Consider the following 20,343-nt stretch of genomic DNA (forward strand, 5'->3'; position numbering starts at 1 on the left):
GATTGCGCAAAAATTGCTGCGCATCATACCACAAAAATAAAATAATAGCCTAGCTTATTGCGGCTCTACGTAGTCAACCACTTCAAGGTGAAAACCAGAAAGTGCGTGGTACTTTTTAGGTCGACTCATTAGGCGCATTTTCTCAATACCTAGATCCGCTAAAATTTGTGAGCCGACACCAACGGTGCGTGATGTACCTTGAAATTTACGATGACTCACGTTTTCGCCCGCATCCTCTGCTGCAAATGCTTTGACTGTTGCCTCTAACTCTTCTGTATGTTCTTGCTTGCCTAGGATAACGAGTGCACCTTGATGCTGTGCAATATACGCCATAGCGTCTGATAAACCCCAGCTTCTGTCAGCACTACGATCTGATAATAAAATATCGTTGAATGTGCTTTGTAAGTGAACACGAACTAATGTTGGCTCATCTGCTTTAATTTCACCATTTAATAATGCGTAATGCAGCTGCCCATCAATGGTGTCTTTATACGTTACTAGGTCAAACTCACCATGCTGAGTGGGTAACTTACACTTAGCAACCTGTTCAATAGTGGTTTCGTTTATGTTGCGATACTCAATTAAATCAGCAATGGTGCCAATTTTAATGCCATGTTCTTTAGCAAATATCTCTAAATCTGGGCGACGCGCCATAGTGCCATCGGCATTGAGTATTTCAACGATTACAGAAGACGGCTCAAGGCCTGCTAAACGAGCTAAATCACACCCAGCTTCAGTATGGCCTGCACGTGTTAGTACACCACCAGGCTGAGCCATAATTGGAAAAATATGCCCAGGCTGAACAATATCTGATGGTTCCGCGCCTTTTGCAATCGCAGCTTGTACTGTACGCGCGCGATCAGCGGCAGAAATACCTGTTGTCACGCCTTTTGATGCTTCAATAGACATCGTAAAATTCGTAGAAAATGCAGCACCGTTATTTTTTACCATTAACGGCAAATCAAGTTGCTCACAGCGTTCTTGCGTCATCGTTAAACAGATAAGGCCACGGCCATGAGTAGCCATAAAGTTAATTGCCTCAGCACTAATATGCTCAGCAGCAATAATTAAATCGCCTTCATTTTCTCTGTCTTCGTCATCCATTAAAATAACCATTTTACCGGCTTTAATGTCATCAATAATTTCTTGCGCGCTGTGTAAATTCATAGTCTACTCATAATTAATTTGTGGAGTTTATTTTATAAAACCAGCTTGAGCTAATAAGCTCATGGAAATATCTGAGCTTGCTGGTTGCTCTGCACCTTTGATCAAACGCTCAAGGTAGCGGGCTATTTGGTCAACTTCTAAGTTTACTGACGTGCCAACTTTAAAGTCAGCAATCGTGGTTTGTTCTGATGTGTGAGGCACGATGGTGAGTTTGAATTTATTATCCTCAACCGCATTTACGGTTAAACTAATGCCATCCACACATACTGAACCTTTATATGGAATGTACTTCATCAACGCCGCATCGGTCGATAACCAATATTCTGTTGCGCGTGCGTTTGCGGTGATTGCAGTAATTGTTGCAATGCCATCAACATGACCTGAAACTAAATGACCACCTAATCGCGATACAGGCTGCATTGCTTTTTCAAGGTTAACTTTTTGCCCTTGTTTGTAATGTGCGAACCCTGTTAAACCAATGGTCTCATTTGATAAATCGGCACTAAATCCATCATCATGTTTAGCAACAACAGTTAAGCAAACACCATTCGTGGCAATGCTATCACCTAGTTTTACATCTGCCATGTTCAAATCGTGGCTTTGAATACGAATAGCCAAATCACCTTGAGTTTTGCGCAAATCACTTATAATGCCTGTTGCTTCAATAATACCAGTGAACATAAAGTTTACTCTCAAAAATAAATTAAGACGATTTGGTGGCCGTCACACTAGCGGTGATACGAATATCATCGCCAATTAGCGCACAGTCACTAATTGTTAGGTTAATAGTATCTTGCATACTGGTTAGAGTTGCAAAGTTTAGTAAGCTTTTTGCATCATTCCCTAATAGTTTAGGTGCAACATACACTATAAATTCATCAATTAGATTTTGCTGGGTCATCTCACCGGCCAATGTCGCGCCAGCTTCAAGCCATACTGTATTTATTTGTCTTTTAGCTAAAATTTGCAATGCAGCGAGTAAATCTACTTTTTGAGATTTTTCGGGCACTTCAATATGGGTAACGTAATGAGGCCATTGAATCGATTTATCAAGCTTAGTCGTAAGAATAATGATCTCACTTTCAATACTAAACAAAGCGAGATCAGGCGTTAAGCGGTTTTGAGAATCGACAATAACGCGTATTGGCTGGCGAAGTGGTAAATCTGTTGGTAACGCTTGAGGCAGTTCATTAATACGTACATTGAGCTTTGCATCATCAATGAGTACCGTATCTGCCCCCGTTAAAATGGCACAACTTTGCGCTCTGAATAACTGCACATCTTGGCGCGCGGGCGTGCCAGTAATCCATTTACTTTGGCCATTTTTTAGGGCTGTTTTACCATCCAAGCTAGCGGCCATTTTACATGTCACAAAGGGCAAGCCCTGTTCCATACGCTTTAAAAACCCTCGGTTTAACAATCGTGCCTGTTGTTCAAGTAACCCTGAGGCAACTTCAATGCCGGCACTCGCTAATATGGCCAATCCCTTCCCGGCCACCTGAGGATTTGGGTCAACCATAGCTGCAATGACCTTACTGACGCCAACCTCTTTTAATGCTTGAGCGCAAGGCGGGGTTTTACCAAAATGGCTACAAGGTTCAAGAGTCACATAGGCCGTTGCCCCTTTTGCTTTTTTACCAGCTATGGCAAGAGCGTTTACTTCAGCATGCCCTTGGCCTGCAATCTGATGAAACCCTTCCCCTATTACGACATTATCTTTAACCAACACACACCCTACATTAGGGTTTGGCGTTGTGGTAAATCGACCTAAACTAGCTAACTCTATCGCACGAGCCATATAGTGATGATCTTGCTCAGTGAACATTTGAGCGCTCATACTACTCCCCTAAGCGTGCTATTTCTTCACCAAACTCACGAATATCTTCAAATGAACGATACACCGAAGCAAACCGAACATAGGCCACTTTATCAAGCTTTTTTAATGACTCCATGATGCATTCGCCAACGAGGTGACTCGAAATCTCTCGTTCACCGGTTGCACGCAATTGAGATTTAATAATATTAACAACCTCATCAACTTGCTCGGTGCTTACTGGGCGTTTCTCTAAGGCACGGTGTAACCCGTTAAGGAGTTTATCTTCGTTGAAAGGTTCGCGACTGCCATCTTGTTTAATAACTCGCGGCATAACCAGCTCAGCACCTTCGAAAGTGGTAAAACGCTCATGGCATTCGTTACATTCACGACGGCGCCTTACTTGGTGACCACCACCAACTAAACGCGAATCAATCACTTTGGTATCTTTCTCAGAGCAAAAAGGGCAATGCATATAGTGTAAATTCCGTAACTAAAAACAAAAAGGCCGCTCTAGGGCGGCCTTTATGATAGCAAAAAACATTGCTGATGTTATCTAAATTCCTGTGATTAAGCGTACACAGGTAATTTTTTACAGATAGCTTGAACTTTCTCTTTTACTTGCGCTTGCACTGACTCATCATTAATGTTGTCTAGAACGTCACAAATCCAACCTGCAAGCTCTTTTGACTCAGCTTCTTTAAAGCCACGACGCGTGATTGCAGGTGAGCCAATACGTAAACCAGACGTAACAAACGGAGAACGTGGGTCATTTGGTACTGAGTTTTTGTTTACAGTGATATTTGCATTACCTAATGCTGCATCAGCATCTTTACCAGTAATGTCTTTATCGATTAGATCAAGTAAGAACAAGTGGTTTTCAGTTTTGTCAGAAACAATTTTGTAGCCGCGCTCTTGCATTACCGCAACCATTGCTTGTGCATTTTTAACAACTTGCGTTTGGTATTCTTTAAACTCAGGTTGTAGTGCTTCTTTAAATGCCACTGCTTTTGCAGCAATAATGTGACATAAAGGACCACCTTGGCCACCTGGGAAAACAGCGCTGTTAAGTTTTTTATAAATAGCTTCGTCGCCACATGCTGAGATAATTAAACCACCACGAGGGCCAGCAAGTGTTTTATGCGTTGTTGTAGTAACAACGTGAGCATGCTTTACAGGGCTTGGGTATACACCTGCTGCAATAAGACCTGCAACGTGAGCCATATCAACAAATAAGTATGCACCTACTTTATCTGCAATCTCACGGAATTTAGCCCAATCAACAATACCTGAGTATGCAGAGAAACCACCGATGATCATTTTTGGCTTGTGCTCAAGCGCTAAAGCTTCAACTTGTGCGTAATCAATTTCGCCTGTTACTTCATCAAGCCCGTATTGGATCGCATTATAAAGTTTACCAGAAAAGCTTACGTGAGAACCGTGAGTTAAGTGGCCGCCATGCGCTAAGCTCATACCTAGTACTGTATCACCCGCTTCTAAAAGCGCTAAGAAAACAGCTGCGTTAGCTTGCGAACCAGCATGAGGCTGTACGTTTGCGTAATCAGAACCAAATAATTCGTTTGCACGGTCAATAGCAAGTTGCTCAACCACATCAACATGTTCACAACCACCGTAGTAACGCTTGCCCGGGTAGCCTTCTGCATATTTATTTGTAAGCTGTGAACCCTGCGCTTCTAATACGCGTGGGCTACAATAGTTTTCAGATGCAATTAACTCAATGTGCTCTTCTTGACGTGCAGTTTCTTTATTGATTGCTGCAAATAACTCTGGATCGAAATCCGAAATATTCATGCTACGTTCTAACATGGGGGCTCCTAGGGCAACGTGTATGGTATTTTGAAGGCTGAATTATACGCTGAAAACGTCAATTTGCCTATGCTCTTATGTTGAACATATTTAAACAGGGATTGAAATTAATTCACAGTGTTTTTGTAATGATATTTTTTTATAAAAGCATAAGTATTATTAATAAATATAATGGCGAAGCATTTACAATTATAATATACACAAACCACCTCAAGGTGCCTAATAGGCACTTACTCTCATCGTTGTTACTTTTTAACAGGGATGGCCATTCTTGCAAAGTAACGCCTTGATATTAAACTCCTGTGAAACGCTGAATTCTGCATTTTGAGGTGTTTGGGTAACAATCACATTGCATATGTTTCTATTTAAACTACAATTTAATGAAATGTGATCAAGGATGATACTTTAACCGCTATGCTCGCAAAACCTATATACGAATCGATTCCCTATTTTTACTTCACCTTTGGTGCAAGCTGCTTACTTATTGCAAGCTCTATTATCCCAACCGCGATTGGTATCATAGTGTTTTTAAATGGCGCTAACATTTGGCGCTTACGCTCTAACGCTCGACGAATTGATCACAAAGTTAATCGCAAAAAAGTAAAGAAGCACTATTACTACTATGAATTTAAACCCTTTCTTTTGTTAACGTGTGCACTACTTTTGATTAGATGGGCTCCTTATCAAATAGTAACAATTGCAGGCTTAATACTGTGTTTAATTGCGATGCTAATCATATTGCTAAGAGTATTAAACAGGCGCTCACGGTCTATGGTGTGATTAACTGCTTCACTGGTAGGAATATTTTATTTATGGCTCTAGCTGAGAGTGCAACAGCATTAATCACTTCGCTGCTGTTGCACTTTAGGTCTAACCTAGCTTTTCTAAGATGATGTTTCGTAACTCTTCATAATCATCTTTAATCTCTTGTGCTAAGCACGGCTTAGCAAGGGCATCTGCAAGCGGCTTTGGCATATCAAGTTCAATAGCTAAAATCTCTTCAACACTTTCTTTAAATTTAGCAGGGTGTGCAGTTGCTAAGAATATACCTGCACTGCCTGGGGCTAAATCAGCTTTTAGGCCTTGGTAAGCAATCGCGGTGTGTGGTTCAGCAACATACCCTGTTTGTTGGATTTTTTTCATAACAGCTTGAGTGTCGTTTTCATCCACACTGGTTGAGTAAAAGTTTTCATAACTAAACCAGTTGTTATCAAGCATGGTTTGCACGCGAGGCCAGTTATTAGGCTTACTCACGTCCATCGCATTTGACAGCGACTCAATTGTTGCATTTGGTGCCCAGTTTTTATCTGCAATAAAACGCGGCACTGTATCATTTTGATTGGTTGTGGCGCTGAGCTTAGCAACAGGTAAGCCAATTACGGCACCTATCATCGCGGCGCACACATTACCAAAGTTACCACTTGGTACAGAAACATGTGCAGTTGCACGTTTTTCTTTTGGTAGCTGTGCAATGGCTTCAAAGTAATAGCATACTTGTGCCACTAAACGGCTAATATTGATCGAGTTAGCGGAGTTCAAGCCTAGGCGTGTTTTTACTTCATCATCTAAAAAGGCATTTTTTACCATGCTTTGGCAATCATCAAAACTGCCCTCTACCGCATAGCAATGAATGTTGTTGCCAAGAGTCGTAAATAACTTTTGCTGAGCCAGTGATATTTTGCCTTTAGGGTATAAAATGACTACGTCGATATTGGGCTTATTGTAAAAAGCATGTGCCACAGCGGCGCCAGTATCTCCTGAGGTCGCCGTTAAAATAGTGGTTTTTTCACCTTGGCTGAACTGCGCTAAACACTCCGCCATAAAACGCCCGCCAAAGTCTTTAAACGCAAGGGTTGGCCCATGAAATAGCTCTAAACAATAAATATTCTCTTCTACTTCCACTAACTTAACCGGGAAGTTAAAGGCATTTTGCACCATTTGTGCCACGGTATCTGCCGGGAGTTCATCGCCAATCAGGTGCGATAAAATAGCCGAGCTACGGCTGACAAAGTCCATTTCAAGCAAGGCATCAATATCTGCCATGGGCGCTAAAGATTCAGGAAAAAACACCCCTTGATTACGGCCAAGGCCTGTTTTAACCGCTTCAACAAACGACACTTTTTGCGTATCGTCCTTTAAATTATGTAATTGCATTCTTAGTTCCTTAATTCTTATAGCTGACGCGTGCCGGCATTATCAAGCTTACAGATATGGCAAAAGCCTTGTTCGTTTATATAATTACTTTGTAACCATTGCTCACACTGCTTTGCCGCTTCAAGCGTTTTACACACAGTAAATAACGTTGGTCCTGCTCCTGAAATACTGACAATTTCAGCACCTAGCTCAGGTAGCGCTGCTTTCGCTTCACTAAATCCAGTGATGAGAGGAGCACGGTGTGGTTCGGCTATTTCATCACTCATAATTGATAGAGCGTCATCAAAACGGTTCGTAAGCAGTAGCGTGCTAAACGCCGATAAACGCTGAGCAAACTCTACACTCGCATGCATGCTTAACTGTGTGGGTAACACCGAACGAGCTTTAGCTGTATTGAGTGAAAACCCCGGAAAAGCCGCCACGTAATACCAGCTATCATCGACAGGTAACGCCAGTGATTTATCGGGGATTAAATCGCCCGTTAGCTGCAACCCACCTAAATAACATGGGGTAATGTTGTCATAATGACGCCCCCCACTAACAATAGCCTCAAAATCAGCCATTAATTCAATGAGTGCAACTTGACTAAGCTTGGTATCAGCAAATTTATCAAGCGCTGCAAATGTGGCAACCACTGAGCATGCGCTAGAACCAAGCCCTGAGCCTATAGGTAAGTTCTTTTTCAGCTCAAGCTTAACCGTCGGCATATTGGGCGCTACATGTTCACGAAAATGCACTAAGCATTGATACGCTAAATTTTCACTGGCATCAGTGGGCAGTTTATGGGCATAGTCGCCAGAGCAAATAAACTCATCAGCCGATGCTGAACTAACAGCCACAACATCACCCAATAAAGTGTCATCAATTGGTGCAAGCGCGGCACCTAAGGCATCAAACCCTACCGCAAAATTACCGATAGAAGCCGGAGCATATACTTCAATCATAGCTCTCTCCTAACGAGACAATGTTTTTAAGATGTCAGCGAATACACCCGCGGCGGTCACCGCAGAGCCCGCCCCATATCCACGAATAACAAATGGGCGCGGTTGGTAGTACTCACTCAAAATTGCTAATGCGTTTTCTCCATCACGAATAACACTCAGTGCATGACTTGAATCAACAGCCTCAATACCGACTTTGCAGTGACCTTGCTTGATAGTACCAACATAACGTAGCACTTTGCCTTCACTTGCTGCACTGTGGATGCGGTCATTGAATGCGGCATCTAAGCTAGGCAGCTTGGCCATAAAGTCATCAACACTGTCATCTTGTGCAAACCCTTGTGGTAGCACAGATTCAACTTCGATATCACTAAGCTCTAGTTTTAACCCTGCCTCGCGAGCAATGATTAGAAGCTTACGCGCAACATCAGTACCTGATAAGTCATCCCGTGGATCTGACTCAGTAAAGCCACTCTCCTTTGCTTTAACTGTGGCCTCTGATAGTGACAAGCCATCCTCTAGCGCGCCAAACATATACGACAACGAACCTGATAAAATACCGCTAAATTCAAGTAACTCATCACCAGCACCAAATAGCGACTGCAAGTTATCAATAACCGGAAGGCCAGCGCCTACGTTGGTTTCGTATAAAAACTTGCGGTTATTTTTTTGCGTTGCACTAATTAAATCTTGGTAATACGTATACGAGCTAGTTGTGGCTTTTTTATTGGCCGCAACGACATGAAAACCAGCATTTAAAAAGTCGACGTATTGTGCAGCTAATGCATCCGAAGAAGTACAATCAACCAGCACCGGGTTGATTAAATGATTTTGCTTTACAAATTGCTCAACCAGTTTTAAATCAAACCCTTGCTCTGATGTTGCGAGCTTTTGCTGCCAATCATTAAATTGCACCCCTTCACTGTCTAAATGAAGTTGACGAGAGTTGGCTACGCCATACAAGTTAAGTTTAATGTTGCGTTTTTCAAGCCAGGCTTGTTGGCGCTCAAGTTGCTGAATTAGCTCTTGACCGACTAAGCCACAGCCCAGTAAAAACACATCGATTGATGGGATATGAGTAAAGAAGTTTTCGTGGCACACTTTTACAGCATCGTTACACAGTTCACCGTCAATAACCGCTGAGATAGCACTTTCAGTCGAGTCTTGTGCAATTGCAACAATGTTTACTTGTGCTTGTGCTAAAGAGGCAAAAAACTTGGCAGCTAAGCCTTTGTGCGCGCGCATGTTGTCACCTACTAGGGTAACAATCGCTAAATTACGCTGCACTTGTACAGGCTCAATCAGACCCGCTTGCGACTCTAGTTCAAAGGCCGTTTGTAAAGCTTCAAGTGCAAGGGCTAAATCTGATTCATGAACACAAAAACTGATACTAAATTCACACGACGATTGCGTGATTAATACGATAGACACGTTATCATGGGCAAGGGCATTAAATACCTTTGATGCCATACCTACTTTACCTTTCATGCCTGGGCCCGAAACCGTTAACATGGCAAGATCTTGTAAGCTAGACAGCGCTTTTACAGGTTCATCTGACGAATAATCATTACCAATTAATGAGCCTTGCGCCTCTGGGTTATGGGTATTTTTAATTTCACATGGCACGCCCGCTTTAGCGCACGGTAAAATTGTTTTCGGGTGAAGCACCTTAGCACCAAAATAAGACAGTTCCATCGCTTCTTTATAAGATAAAAAATCGACCTTAGTCGCCTTTTTAATATAGCGAGGATCGGCATTATAAACGCCATCTACATCAGTCCAAATTTGGCACACGTCGGCTTCTAAACACGCTGCTGCAATCGCAGCTGAATAATCAGAGCCGTTACGGCCAAGTGTTGTTAACTCACCTTGTTCATTACTTGCCGTAAAACCAGGCATGATGTAAATGTTAGCAGGGCTTTCTTTTAATGCTGCTTGAAAACGAACCTTACTGGCAGCTAAATCAGCTTCAGCATCAATATGACCACCCGTTGAAGCGATGCAGGCTGTGGCTTCTAAATAACGTGCATTGTGTGAGCTCAATAAACATTGCATTAATGACACACTAACGCGTTCACCAAAACTAATAACATACGCACGTACTTGATCAGGGCAACACTTAATCAGTTTTACGCCTGCCAGTTTATTGCTTAATTCATCAAGATCTGGCCAGTTCTCGACCTGACCAAAATCGGCTTCTACTGCACTTTTTAAACTTTCACAACGCTGCGTTAAAGCTTGCCATTGGTCGCTGTAATCTAGCCCTTGTTCTGCGCTGCTAGCCAGCGCAACAAGAGAGTCAGTCATACCGCCTGGCGCTGACAATACCAATAACATTTCATCTTTTAGTTGCGCTTTGACTAACTGAGCTACCTGTCGTAAACACGCAAAGTCGGCAAGTGATGACCCACCAAATTTTAATACTCGCATTTTTTATGTTTCCTCATCCCATAAAACGAAAAAAGGCCTGTGTTCTTAGTGAACACAGGCCTTTAAATTTGTTGCACCGACCTATGCCACTATCCAGTAAGAATGGTGGTTGTAATAATAATGGTCAGTACGTGATTATTTGTTTTCATAGCCTTTAGACTGCCTCAAAGGTGGCTATTCTGTCAACCCACTTGAAAAGATAAATTATGTTTTTTGGTTATATAAAAAACTATCGAATGCCAAATTTATGCAAGACTTCTTTCAACCTTGGTTTATCTATTGGCTTGTGAATAAAGTCGATAGCCCCCAATTGAGTGACGCGCAGCTTCATTTTTTCTTGGATATCCGCTGAGATAACCAAAACAAAACACTCAATTTTTTGTGCTCTTATCGCTTCTAATACCTGCACGCCATCGACTTCAGGCATCGTTAAATCAAGACACAGTAGGTCAAAGCTCTGGGTCTTCATTAATTCAAGTGCTTCTTTACCGTTTTTAGCCTGCTTGATATCTGCATCAATACATTCATTTAAACAGCGCACTACTTGCTTACGTGCTACAGTTGAGTCGTCACAGACTAATACAGAAAAATTCATACCTTTAACTACTAGATTAAGAATAAAAAAGTTAATAAGTGGATCATACACTCATTACGTTTTGACAAATGATAATAGATTTTATATCACAAATAATAAAATGAGATAAGCTTAAGTTTTTGCTAAAAAAAGAAAATTTCCTTACTTTGTTGCTTAATAAACAATTCTTTTATTTATTTTTATACGTTTATTAGCTAACTTTAGTAAAAGCAAAACGTAATTCAATTGCCACCAAGGAGCTATGGACAATCCATGCTACAAAAAAGTCTCTCAAAAAAGCTATTGACCAGCGTATTATCTGTCTACTTTTTACTTACATTTGTCGTCACTTGCGGCCAAGTAATTGCTGAATATATCAATACTAAAGATTACATTCGCAACGAGCTAACTACGTTACAAAAAACTTTTAGCCGTAGTTTAACTCGCGCAATTTGGGAGTTAAACACAAAGCAAACCATCACAACTGCTGAAGGACTGCTTGCGATCCCAATGATTGAGGGCATTATTGTACGCGATGACAGCGGTGAAATAATATCACAACTAGGCCGCTCATTAGATATACGAGAACTATACAGTCAGCAGCTTGTTCAAGAAGAGGCGATTATTGAAGATACTCCTTCAGGTTTATTTGGCTACACTTTCCCTTTAATTTTTGAATTTTCAGGACGCGCCACCCAAGTAGGTGACGTGACCCTTTTCTCAAGTAGAGAAGTTGTCTTTAGTCGAATTATGATCTCAATTTACTTTTTAATAGGTAATGCGATGATCAAAACCACATTTTTAATCATCCTATTTTTAATGGCCTTTAGAAAGCTATTGACTGATCCTCTTGCTCAATTAACTGAGCAAATAGAAGATTTAGAACTGAACGATATTGAAGGACAACACATCAATATTGAAACAACTGAACATAACGAATTAAAAGTTATGGAGCAGTCTTTCAATACATTAATAGACAAAGTAGTGCAATACCGTAAAGAACTTGAGCACACTCAAAAAGAACTTATTATCAGCAATGAAAAGCTTGACCAACAAAATCTACAATTAGAGCAAGAAGTGGCACGAAAGACCTCTAATTTGAGCCAAGCAATGATGGACTTACAACAGCAAAAGTATGAACTAGAAAAACAAAAGCTGACATTGACTGAAGAAGTTGATCTACGCCGCCATACAGAGCAAGAACTCCTTACAAAGCAAACTCAGCTACAACGCTATGTTGATGAGTTAAATATTGCTCAGGAACGTTTAGTTAGTTCGGAAAAGATGGCTGCATTGGGTGGCTTAGTCGCTGGTATTACTCACGACATCAATACACCTGTAGGAATAGGTGTTACAGCTACATCGTTTTTACAAGAGCGACTTGTTCAAATTGAAGCCGCCTACAAAGATAAAACATTGTCGCCAAAAGCATTGGAAGAGTTTATTAACGACGCTAAACAAAGCACTAGCTTATTAACCAGCAACCTTGATAGAGCGTCAGAGCTTGTTGCCAGCTTTAAGCAAATAGCTGTCGACCAAGCAAGTGAAGCTGTGCGGACTATTAATTTTAAAGAGTATCTGGGAGAAGTAATTCGCTCGTTGCACCCTAAAATTAAAAATACTAGCCACCACATAAATTTAGACTGCCCTGAAGAGCTAACACTGAACTTACCCGCAGGGGCTATAAGCCAGATTTTTACTAATTTAATTATGAATTCATTGATTCACGGTTTTGATGGATTAGAAAATGGCATCATTGATATCATTATCAAGGATGATGATAATTACGTTGTTATTGATTTTAAAGACAACGGTAATGGTGTGAGCGAACAACAACTAGAAAAGCTGTTTGACCCATTTTTTACAACTAAACGCGACCAAGGCGGAAGTGGTTTAGGTACACACATTACATTTAACTTAGTTAAGCAAACGCTTAGTGGTGATATCGACGTATCAAGTTCGCCAGGTAATGGCCTCCATTACCACATTAGCTTCCCTAAGGACATGCCAAAGCCACTTTCAATCTTCAATAATTAAAGGCATTTTAAGTTTAGGTTAATGCTTGGCTTAATTGCTGAGCATTAACTAAATCAGCCATTTCAGCATCCGGTTTTTATTGCTATGATTGAGCAAATTTACCAAATGGATCAAATCCCCTATGTGGTTTAGTAACCTTATTTGTTACCGCTTTAAACAAGATGTTTCATACACTCAAGAAGACTTTGATAACGCCCTAGAGCAAGATGTATTTCGCCCTTGCGGCAGCCAAGACTTAAGCACGTTTGGCTGGACCAAAGCCTTTGGTAAACACGGTGAATCTCTTTCTCATTTTTCTCAAAAAAGCATCTTAGTTTGCGCAAAACGCGAAGAAAAAGTTTTACCCGCTGCCGTTGTAAATGAAATGGTTGCTGAAAAAATAGAGCAAATCGAAGCTGAAGAAAATCGCCCAGTAAAGAAAAAAGAAAAAGACGAGCTAAAAGAAAATATTCTTCACACTTTATTACCTCAAGCGTTTAAAAAATCGAGCTTACAATTTGCTTTTGTTGACCAAGAAAATGGTTGGGTCGTGGTTAACAGTGGTAGCTTTAATAAAGCTGAAGAACTATTAGCACTTTTACGTAAATCACTTGGCACATTACCTGTGGTACCTGCATTTGCAAACTATGATTTAGACGTATTTCTAACCGACTGGTTAACCAACTTTAGTACGCCAGAAGGTTTTGCCATTGGTTCTGATGCAGAACTTGAAGAAGCGGACGATAGTGGCGCGCAAGTAAAACTTAAAGGCCATGATCTTGCTTGTGATGAAGTTAAATCTCACCTTGAAAGTGGTAAGCGAGTAACTAAGCTCGCCCTTGATTGGCAAGAACGCCTGAAGTTTATGCTACAAAATGATGGTTCAATCAAACGCTTAAGTTACTCGGAAACACTAAAAGAAGAGAATGCTGATATTCCTAAAGAAGATATGCTGATTAAGCTTGATGCTGATTTTATTTTAGCTTCTGAAGAAATAAAGCAAATGTTAGAAGAGCTAACATCCGGTTTGGGTGATGCTGACGATCTAGCTTAACTTTAAAATAATAAGCGCCGTAATGGCGCTTATACCCAAGCCAGTGAAACGCTGAATTCTGCATTTTGAGGTGGTTTGGGTATATTACTATTACTTTATTAGCTAAAAACAGATTTCACATCATCTAACATTTCATTGTATTCATCGGTTGTAAACACCTCTAAAGAAGAGATGGTGCCTTTATCAATATACATCTGTAAAGCAGCTGACTTATCAGAAACTTGAAGAATTCCTTCCATAATCGCACCGATACGAATGAAATCAACGTAACAAATATGTTCTGGGCGATAATTTGGATTTGCCCAACTCTCAGCTACTTCAACAAATTCATCAGTAAACTCCCAAGCACGCATAATGGCGCCCCCTACTTTTCCACTCAGTTTTTGAATCGCATGAGCTAAAAAGCTTGGGTTTGCAAACACTTCTGGATGACGTTCGGCCTCTGTTAAAATAGGTAATACACCAATATTATAAACAAGCGCTGCTAAAGTAATTGTGTCTCGATTTAGTGATGTTTGCTTGTTTTCTTTTAAAAAGAACTCCATAAGAGTGATAGAGTGGCACGCCACCTTAAGCGTTTTTTGCCACGCTTTATCCATATATCCTTTAATTAACTCATTATGAGACACAAAGAGTTGCTCCATCGCCATAGCGGTTGCAATATTTTTAATTTGCCTTAAGCCGATACGAGTTACAGCTTGGTTTAAATTGGATACTTTAACTGAGCGCCCCATAAATGCACTGTTTGCCACTTTGATCATGCGCGCAGCAAGTGCAGGGTCATGAGATATAACATCAGCCATCTGTGTTAAATTTACATCTGGGTCATCTGCTGCTTGGCGAACGCGAATCGCAATTTCTGGCAATGTAGGTAACACGAGAGTGTCGTTATTAATTCGGTCAACCAAAATGGTTAATAGTGCGTTTTCTGTTGACATAAATGTGTCATCCTTTGTTATTAGCCTGCTGAAAAAGCCATGCTATGGAACTTTTATTTGTTATACCCACAGTATTGTCTAAGTTCTCGCTAAAGTTAAGGAAATTACTAAAATTATCTCGCTTTATTTTATAAGTAAGCCCACTTTCTCCTGTCTGTTTATAAAATTGCAGTAAACTTGCTATTTGCGCTTAAGGTTTGCTTTAATGCATTATTCAAGCAAGGCTAGTAACCCAAAGTGACTGGCTACCAACTTCTCTTATAACAGGCAATAAAATGACTCTTAACCAAATTAGCAAAGCACTCGTTTTATGCGGTGCCGCTTTTCTTAGTGCATGCTCAGAGCAAGCTACAACCCAAATTTCAGACACATCAGCTAAAAATGAAACTCAAAAACCGATCTCACAGCAGCTTATTAATGCCGATAAAGATCGCTTAGCTATTTATACTGACTTTAGCTTAACCACAGATCTTTCGCATTTAAGTGACAATCAAAAAGCCATGATCGCAACGTTAATCGATGCATCAAAAATCATGGATGACCTATTTTGGCGTCAAGCATTTGGTGAAGACAAAACCAGCTTTTTAGCAAAAATAAACGACCCTGAAGTGCAAAAGTTTGCCGCTATAAACTACGGCCCTTGGGACCGCTTAAATGGTGATCAAGTATTTCTATCAGGTTATGAAGATAAAGCACCAGGCGCACAATTTTATCCTGCAGATATAACAAAAGAAGAACTTAATAATGCGGACGTTAAAGATAAAAACGGGCTGTATTCAATTGTAAAGCGTGATGAAGCAGGTCAGCTTTATACAGTTGATTACTCCATTGAGTATGCACAAGCACTAGAAAAAGCAGCAGTCCTGCTGCGAGAAGCAAGTAAACTTGCTGATGATAAAGAATTCGCAAACTACTTAAACCTTCGTGCCGAGGCGCTACTCAGTGATGAATATCAAGCATCTGACTTTGCTTGGATGGACATGAAAAATAACCCTATTGATGTGGTTATTGGGCCTATAGAAACATATGAAGATCAATTATTTGGTTCACGTGCGGCATTCGAATCATACGTATTAGTAAAAGACTTAGCATGGAGTGAGCGTTTAGCTAAGTTTGCAGCTTTCTTACCTGAGTTACAAAAAGGCTTGCCTGTTGATATCAAGTATAAACAAGAAGTACCAGGATCAGATGCAGACCTAAACGCATACGATGTTGTTTACTATGCAGGTCACTCAAATGCGGGTAGTAAAACAATTGCTATCAACCTACCAAATGATGAACAAGTTCAGCTTGAAAAGGGTACACGTCGTCTACAGCTTAAAAATGCCATGCGCGCTAAGTTTGATAAAATTTTAGTACCTATCGCAGAGCAACTAATCGTGCCAGAGCAACGTAAACACATTACTTTTGATGCGTTTTTTGCTAATACGATGTTCCACGAAGTGGCTCACGGTTTAGGTATCAAAAATACAATCACAGGTAAAGGAACCGTTCGCCAGTCTTTACAAGAACACGCTAGCGCGCTTGAAGAAGGAAAAGCAGATATCCTTGGTCTTTACATGGTTGAACAATTACTTAAGAAAGGCGAAATAACGCAAGGCACATTGGAAGATTACTACACCACGTTTATGGCGGGTATTTTCCGTTCAGTACGTTTTGGTGCCTCAAGTGCACATGGCAAAGCAAACATGATCCGTTTTAACTTTTTTGCACAAGAAGGCGCTTTCTCTAAAAACGAGCAAGGTCTTTACCGTGTAAATATGGAAAAAATGGGTCAGGCAATGGCTAAATTATCGAACCTTATTTTGACGTTACAAGGGGATGGTGATTATCAAAAAGTAGATCAACTTATTGCCACACATGGTGATATTAAAGCCGAGCTTGCTAAAGACTTAGAAAAACTAAGCCAAGCAAATATTCCTGTTGATGTAACCTTTAAACAAGGTAAAGCTGTACTAGGGCTTTAGCATTAAACCTAGTGTGTTACGGCCTCTGGCTGTAACACACATACTCAGTCTAGATTACTTATAACATTACGTACTACTGGCTCCAGGCTTTTTAAGCCCCAACTTTTTCCCTCAGCAATGGAAGCCTCTATATCTTGGCTGCGTTCATAAGCTGCAATAGCCATCAACGCACCGACTCGATTACTACTAGCACAATGAACTAACACAGCCTCACCTTTTCTCTGTGCCAGAAACTGCGTTAATAAACGTGCATTCTTCACATTTATATCTTTGGCACCAGTAATAGGTAGCGCGACATAATCCATATTTAAGCTGTTAACCAGTGCTTTTTCATCCCAGTCTTGTTCGCTTTGCCCACGCAGGTTAATTACATGCTTAATACCTTCATGCGCTAATGCCTCAAACTGATCAATACTTGGTTGGCCTGCTGAATACACATGCCCTGCATGAGGTGTTAAATTAGCGACTCCAACATTGTCAATTGCGTGAAAATTAGCTTGCACTGACAAGCCAACACTTGCTTGCTCATTAGATACAGCAAAAGTGGCATTAGATAATGATAATAACAGTAAGCTTGTGCAACATTGCTTTATAAATTTCATACTACTCTCAAAGGTACGTCGTTAAGAATGATTGAAAACGGCTTTTAGCTTAGCTATTTGTTCATCGGAATATGGTTTAGCAGGATATTTACCCCACACTGGTGCTGGCCACGCAGCATCCGATTTATAGCGGGCAATATGATGAATATGTAGCTGTGGCACCATGTTACCCAGCGCTGCGACATTGAGCTTATCTGGGGAGAAAACATCTTGTAGTAATCGACTTAGCTTAGCCGACTCTTGCATTAAAACAATTTGCTCTGTTTCACTTAAATCAATGCTCTCTTTTAGGCCTGCTTTACGAGGCACTAAGATAAACCAGGGGTACTGGCTATCATTCATTAATAACACTTTGCAAAGAGGCCAGTCAGCCACGTCAATACAATCACGAGCCAGCTCTGGTGCTAAAGCAAATTCAACTGTCATTTTTATTCCTTTTATTTATCTCAATGGAGCATCTAAACTACTTTATAGCATTTAGTTGCAGTTGCCCACGCTTGGCTTTAACATCATGGCAGTTTTTATTCGAGCGAAGGTAATTACGTGTTAAAAAAAATCAAACACCTCTCATGGGCTCTGCCCTTAGTAGCTACAACACTAACCGTGCAAGCAAAACCTCTCACATTAGAGCGTATTTTTGACGACCCTAGTTTAGCGGGCAAAGCCCCTGTGCAACTGAAGTTTTCGCCTGATGGTAGCCGTGTTACTTACCTACAAGGTAAAACCGACGATTACAACCGCTATGATTTATGGGAATACAATCTAAAAGACAACAAAAATCGCTTACTAGTCGATTCGGCACAACTTTTTTCTGGCCCTGAAAACCTATCAGACGAAGAAAAGGCACGCCGTGAGCGCCAGCGCATTTTTGGTAAAGGTATTTTGGAATATAAATGGTCAAAGGATGGTAAAGCCCTTCTTTTTCCGCTAAATGGCGACCTTTATTACTACGATTTAGCCTCCGCAAAAAGCCGTAAATTAACAGATACCGATGCATTTGAAACCGATGCTCGTTTCTCGCCAAAAGGGAATTTTGTATCTTTTATACGTGAACAGAATTTATTTGCGCTAAACCTTAAATCGGGTAAAGAGATTCAACTTAGCAAAGATGGCGGCGGCGTCATTAAAAACGGCATGGCTGAATTTGTCGCGCAAGAAGAAATGGGCCGTATGACTGGCTACTGGTGGGCAGGTGATGAGTCAAAAATTGCCTTCACGCGAATTGACGAAAGCCCAGTAAAAGAAGCTATTCGTAACGAAATTTACGCTGACGAAGTTAAGCTATTTAACCAACGCTACCCGTTTACTGGCACCAATAACGTAAAAATTCAACTGGGTGTGGTAAAAATTAATAACCAGCAAACTGATTGGATTGATTTAGGTAAAAACGAAGACATTTATATTGCGCGTGCCAAATGGTTAGAAGACGACACGACGTTATCTTACCAATGGCAAAACCGCTCACAACATAAATTAGAGCTGCGCTTTTACAATGCCAACACTAAAAAACAAAAAGTTGCTCTAACTGAAACCAGCGACACGTGGATCAACTTACATTTTGACTTACAGTTCTTAAAAGACAAAAAGCATTTCGTATGGGCGTCTGAACGTGATGGTTTTAAACACCTTTACCTATACCGTACTAATGGCAAACTTGTTCGTCAAATAACCCGCGGAGACTGGGTTGTTGATAGCTTAAAAGGCATTGATGAGAACAAAGGCATTGTGTATTTTGCTGGCCGCAAAGATACACCACTTGAAAGCCATTTATACAGCGTGCCATTATTTAAAAAAGGTGATATTGAACGTATCACCGAGCAAGGTGCTTATCATAAAGTGGTTATGGCTAAAGACAGTAAAACCTTTATTGATAATAGCTCGTCAGTTAATCAACCTAACTCGGCTGCACTTCGCAAAGTAAATGGTGAATTTATTACATGGCTTGAACAAAATAAGCTTGATAATAACCACCCACTAACCCCTTTCCTTGACGAGTTAGCTGAGCCTGAGTACGGCACCTTAACAGCAGAAGACGGTCAAGTTATGCACTACCGTTTATTTAAACCTGCAACAGTGAATAATGGTAAAAAACACCCTGTACTTGTTAACGTATATGGTGGCCCGCACGCACAACGTGTTACTAACAGCTGGCGTAGTAAAAACTTATATTTCCAATATATGGCACAACAGGGTTACGTGGTATTTCAACTCGACAATCGTGGTTCTTACAACCGTGGTAAAAAGTTTGAAGATGCCATCTACAAAAACTTAGGTGAAGTAGAAGTTGCCGATCAGATAAAAGGCGTCGAGTTCTTACGAACGCTTGATTATGTAGATCCTCAACGTATTGGTATCTATGGTCACAGTTATGGTGGTTACATGGCATTAATGACCATGTTTAAAGCTGGCGATTACTTTCAAGCGGGTGTTTCTGGCGCACCAGTAACTGATTGGGCTTTATACGATACGCATTATACCGAGCGTTATTTATCTCACCCAGCAACAAATGCTGAGGGTTATAAAAATAGCGCGGTGTTCCCGTACGCTGACGGTCTAAAAGGCCCACTGATGATTTATCACGGTATGGCTGATGACAACGTATTGTTTACCCACGCAACCAAGTTATTTAAACAACTGCAAGATAATGAAAAGCAGTTTGAAATGATGACTTACCCAGGCTCAAAACACAGCTTACGCGGTAAACAAGTGCAAACACATTTACATCAAACTATTACTAACTTCTTTAACCGTCACTTTGACGTGAAATAAGTTGTTTAAAAAGCATTAAAATTTCACTAAAGGCTGATTGCAAAAATCAGCCTTTTTTTTGCTTATCTTCCACTTTCTGTGAGTTTTAAAA

16 protein-coding genes are annotated in these 20,343 nt (G+C 40.7%); 4 read left to right on the forward strand and 12 right to left on the reverse strand.

Going from position 1 to position 20,343, the window contains the following annotated elements; genetic code table 11:
• Positions 1–54 precede the first annotated feature (54 nt).
• The 9 genes from ribBA to C7Y70_RS17400 all read right to left on the reverse strand — a co-directional run bounded on the left by ribBA (position 55) and on the right by C7Y70_RS17400 (position 10,927).
• A complete protein-coding gene (gene ribBA, locus C7Y70_RS17360; RefSeq protein WP_099297780.1) occupies positions 55–1,167 on the reverse strand; it encodes a bifunctional 3,4-dihydroxy-2-butanone-4-phosphate synthase/GTP cyclohydrolase II in 1,113 nt (370 codons plus the stop codon).
• A gap of 27 nt (positions 1,168–1,194) precedes the next feature.
• Entirely contained in the window at positions 1,195–1,848 is a 654-nt protein-coding gene (locus tag C7Y70_RS17365) for a riboflavin synthase (RefSeq protein ID WP_099297782.1), read from the reverse strand.
• Between the two features lie 22 nt (positions 1,849–1,870).
• Positions 1,871–3,004, reverse strand: coding sequence for a bifunctional diaminohydroxyphosphoribosylaminopyrimidine deaminase/5-amino-6-(5-phosphoribosylamino)uracil reductase RibD (gene ribD, locus C7Y70_RS17370; RefSeq protein WP_135476117.1), 1,134 nt, complete (start codon positions 3,002–3,004; stop codon positions 1,871–1,873).
• Between the two features lies 1 nt (position 3,005).
• Positions 3,006–3,455 carry a transcriptional regulator NrdR gene (gene nrdR / locus C7Y70_RS17375; RefSeq protein ID WP_058561959.1) on the reverse strand — a complete coding sequence of 150 codons (450 nt, stop codon included), beginning with the start codon at positions 3,453–3,455 and terminating at the stop codon, positions 3,006–3,008.
• Between the two features lie 95 nt (positions 3,456–3,550).
• Positions 3,551–4,807, reverse strand: a complete 1,257-nt coding sequence (glyA, locus tag C7Y70_RS17380) for a serine hydroxymethyltransferase (protein WP_099297786.1) — start codon at positions 4,805–4,807, stop codon at positions 3,551–3,553.
• 870 nt (positions 4,808–5,677) lie between these two features.
• Complete coding sequence (gene thrC, locus C7Y70_RS17385) at positions 5,678–6,961, reverse strand: threonine synthase (RefSeq protein WP_135476119.1); 1,284 nt, start codon at positions 6,959–6,961, stop codon at positions 5,678–5,680.
• 17 nt (positions 6,962–6,978) lie between these two features.
• The gene (thrB, locus tag C7Y70_RS17390) at positions 6,979–7,905 is read right to left on the reverse strand and encodes a homoserine kinase (RefSeq protein WP_135476121.1); all 927 of its coding nucleotides are present in this window, start codon (positions 7,903–7,905) and stop codon (positions 6,979–6,981) included.
• Between the two features lie 9 nt (positions 7,906–7,914).
• Positions 7,915–10,332, reverse strand: a complete 2,418-nt coding sequence (gene thrA / locus C7Y70_RS17395; RefSeq protein ID WP_135476123.1) for a bifunctional aspartate kinase/homoserine dehydrogenase I — start codon at positions 10,330–10,332, stop codon at positions 7,915–7,917.
• A gap of 229 nt (positions 10,333–10,561) precedes the next feature.
• Positions 10,562–10,927 (reverse strand): response regulator, encoded by a 366-nt coding sequence (locus C7Y70_RS17400; protein WP_099296365.1) that lies wholly within the window; start codon positions 10,925–10,927, stop codon positions 10,562–10,564.
• 252 nt (positions 10,928–11,179) lie between these two features.
• On the opposite strand from C7Y70_RS17400, the gene C7Y70_RS17405 reads away from it, so the two are divergent.
• Positions 11,180–12,943: a HAMP domain-containing sensor histidine kinase gene (locus C7Y70_RS17405; protein WP_099296341.1), complete on the forward strand. Its 1,764-nt coding sequence runs from the start codon at positions 11,180–11,182 to the stop codon at positions 12,941–12,943.
• A 121-nt stretch (positions 12,944–13,064) separates the two neighbouring features.
• Positions 13,065–13,976, forward strand: a complete 912-nt coding sequence (rdgC, locus tag C7Y70_RS17410; RefSeq protein WP_135476125.1) for a recombination-associated protein RdgC — start codon at positions 13,065–13,067, stop codon at positions 13,974–13,976.
• A gap of 98 nt (positions 13,977–14,074) precedes the next feature.
• Here rdgC and C7Y70_RS17415 read toward each other — a convergent pair whose 3' ends face one another.
• Positions 14,075–14,914, reverse strand: a complete 840-nt coding sequence (locus C7Y70_RS17415) for an HDOD domain-containing protein (RefSeq protein ID WP_099296339.1) — start codon at positions 14,912–14,914, stop codon at positions 14,075–14,077.
• Between the two features lie 275 nt (positions 14,915–15,189).
• Between C7Y70_RS17415 and C7Y70_RS17420 the strand changes: the two genes are divergently transcribed.
• The gene (locus C7Y70_RS17420; protein ID WP_135476127.1) at positions 15,190–16,881 is read left to right on the forward strand and encodes a Zn-dependent hydrolase; all 1,692 of its coding nucleotides are present in this window, start codon (positions 15,190–15,192) and stop codon (positions 16,879–16,881) included.
• Between the two features lie 44 nt (positions 16,882–16,925).
• On the opposite strand, the gene C7Y70_RS17425 is transcribed toward C7Y70_RS17420, so the two are convergent.
• A complete protein-coding gene (locus C7Y70_RS17425; RefSeq protein WP_135476128.1) occupies positions 16,926–17,483 on the reverse strand; it encodes a sulfur transferase domain-containing protein in 558 nt (185 codons plus the stop codon).
• Positions 17,484–17,504: 21 nt separating this feature from the next.
• The gene (locus tag C7Y70_RS17430; RefSeq protein ID WP_135476130.1) at positions 17,505–17,909 is read right to left on the reverse strand and encodes an HIT domain-containing protein; all 405 of its coding nucleotides are present in this window, start codon (positions 17,907–17,909) and stop codon (positions 17,505–17,507) included.
• A 117-nt stretch (positions 17,910–18,026) separates the two neighbouring features.
• Between C7Y70_RS17430 and C7Y70_RS17435 the strand changes: the two genes are divergently transcribed.
• Positions 18,027–20,252, forward strand: a complete 2,226-nt coding sequence (locus C7Y70_RS17435; RefSeq protein ID WP_135476132.1) for a S9 family peptidase — start codon at positions 18,027–18,029, stop codon at positions 20,250–20,252.
• The last annotated feature ends 91 nt before the right edge of the window (positions 20,253–20,343 follow it).

It is taken from the genome of Pseudoalteromonas sp. KS88, assembly GCF_004766475.1.
Lineage (GTDB): Bacteria > Pseudomonadota > Gammaproteobacteria > Enterobacterales > Alteromonadaceae > Pseudoalteromonas.

Coding starts and splice junctions, on each gene's coding strand:
- ribBA (WP_099297780.1), bottom strand. CDS start 1,167: ATGAATTTACACAGCGCGCAAGAAATTATTGATGACATTAAAGCCGGT.
- C7Y70_RS17365 (WP_099297782.1), bottom strand. CDS start 1,848: ATGTTCACTGGTATTATTGAAGCAACAGGCATTATAAGTGATTTGCGC.
- ribD (WP_135476117.1), bottom strand. CDS start 3,004: ATGAGCGCTCAAATGTTCACTGAGCAAGATCATCACTATATGGCTCGT.
- nrdR (WP_058561959.1), bottom strand. CDS start 3,455: ATGCATTGCCCTTTTTGCTCTGAGAAAGATACCAAAGTGATTGATTCG.
- glyA (WP_099297786.1), bottom strand. CDS start 4,807: ATGTTAGAACGTAGCATGAATATTTCGGATTTCGATCCAGAGTTATTT.
- thrC (WP_135476119.1), bottom strand. CDS start 6,961: ATGCAATTACATAATTTAAAGGACGATACGCAAAAAGTGTCGTTTGTT.
- thrB (WP_135476121.1), bottom strand. CDS start 7,905: ATGATTGAAGTATATGCTCCGGCTTCTATCGGTAATTTTGCGGTAGGG.
- thrA (WP_135476123.1), bottom strand. CDS start 10,332: ATGCGAGTATTAAAATTTGGTGGGTCATCACTTGCCGACTTTGCGTGT.
- C7Y70_RS17400 (WP_099296365.1), bottom strand. CDS start 10,927: ATGAATTTTTCTGTATTAGTCTGTGACGACTCAACTGTAGCACGTAAG.
- C7Y70_RS17405 (WP_099296341.1), top strand. CDS start 11,180: ATGCTACAAAAAAGTCTCTCAAAAAAGCTATTGACCAGCGTATTATCT.
- rdgC (WP_135476125.1), top strand. CDS start 13,065: ATGTGGTTTAGTAACCTTATTTGTTACCGCTTTAAACAAGATGTTTCA.
- C7Y70_RS17415 (WP_099296339.1), bottom strand. CDS start 14,914: ATGTCAACAGAAAACGCACTATTAACCATTTTGGTTGACCGAATTAAT.
- C7Y70_RS17420 (WP_135476127.1), top strand. CDS start 15,190: ATGACTCTTAACCAAATTAGCAAAGCACTCGTTTTATGCGGTGCCGCT.
- C7Y70_RS17425 (WP_135476128.1), bottom strand. CDS start 17,483: ATGAAATTTATAAAGCAATGTTGCACAAGCTTACTGTTATTATCATTA.
- C7Y70_RS17430 (WP_135476130.1), bottom strand. CDS start 17,909: ATGACAGTTGAATTTGCTTTAGCACCAGAGCTGGCTCGTGATTGTATT.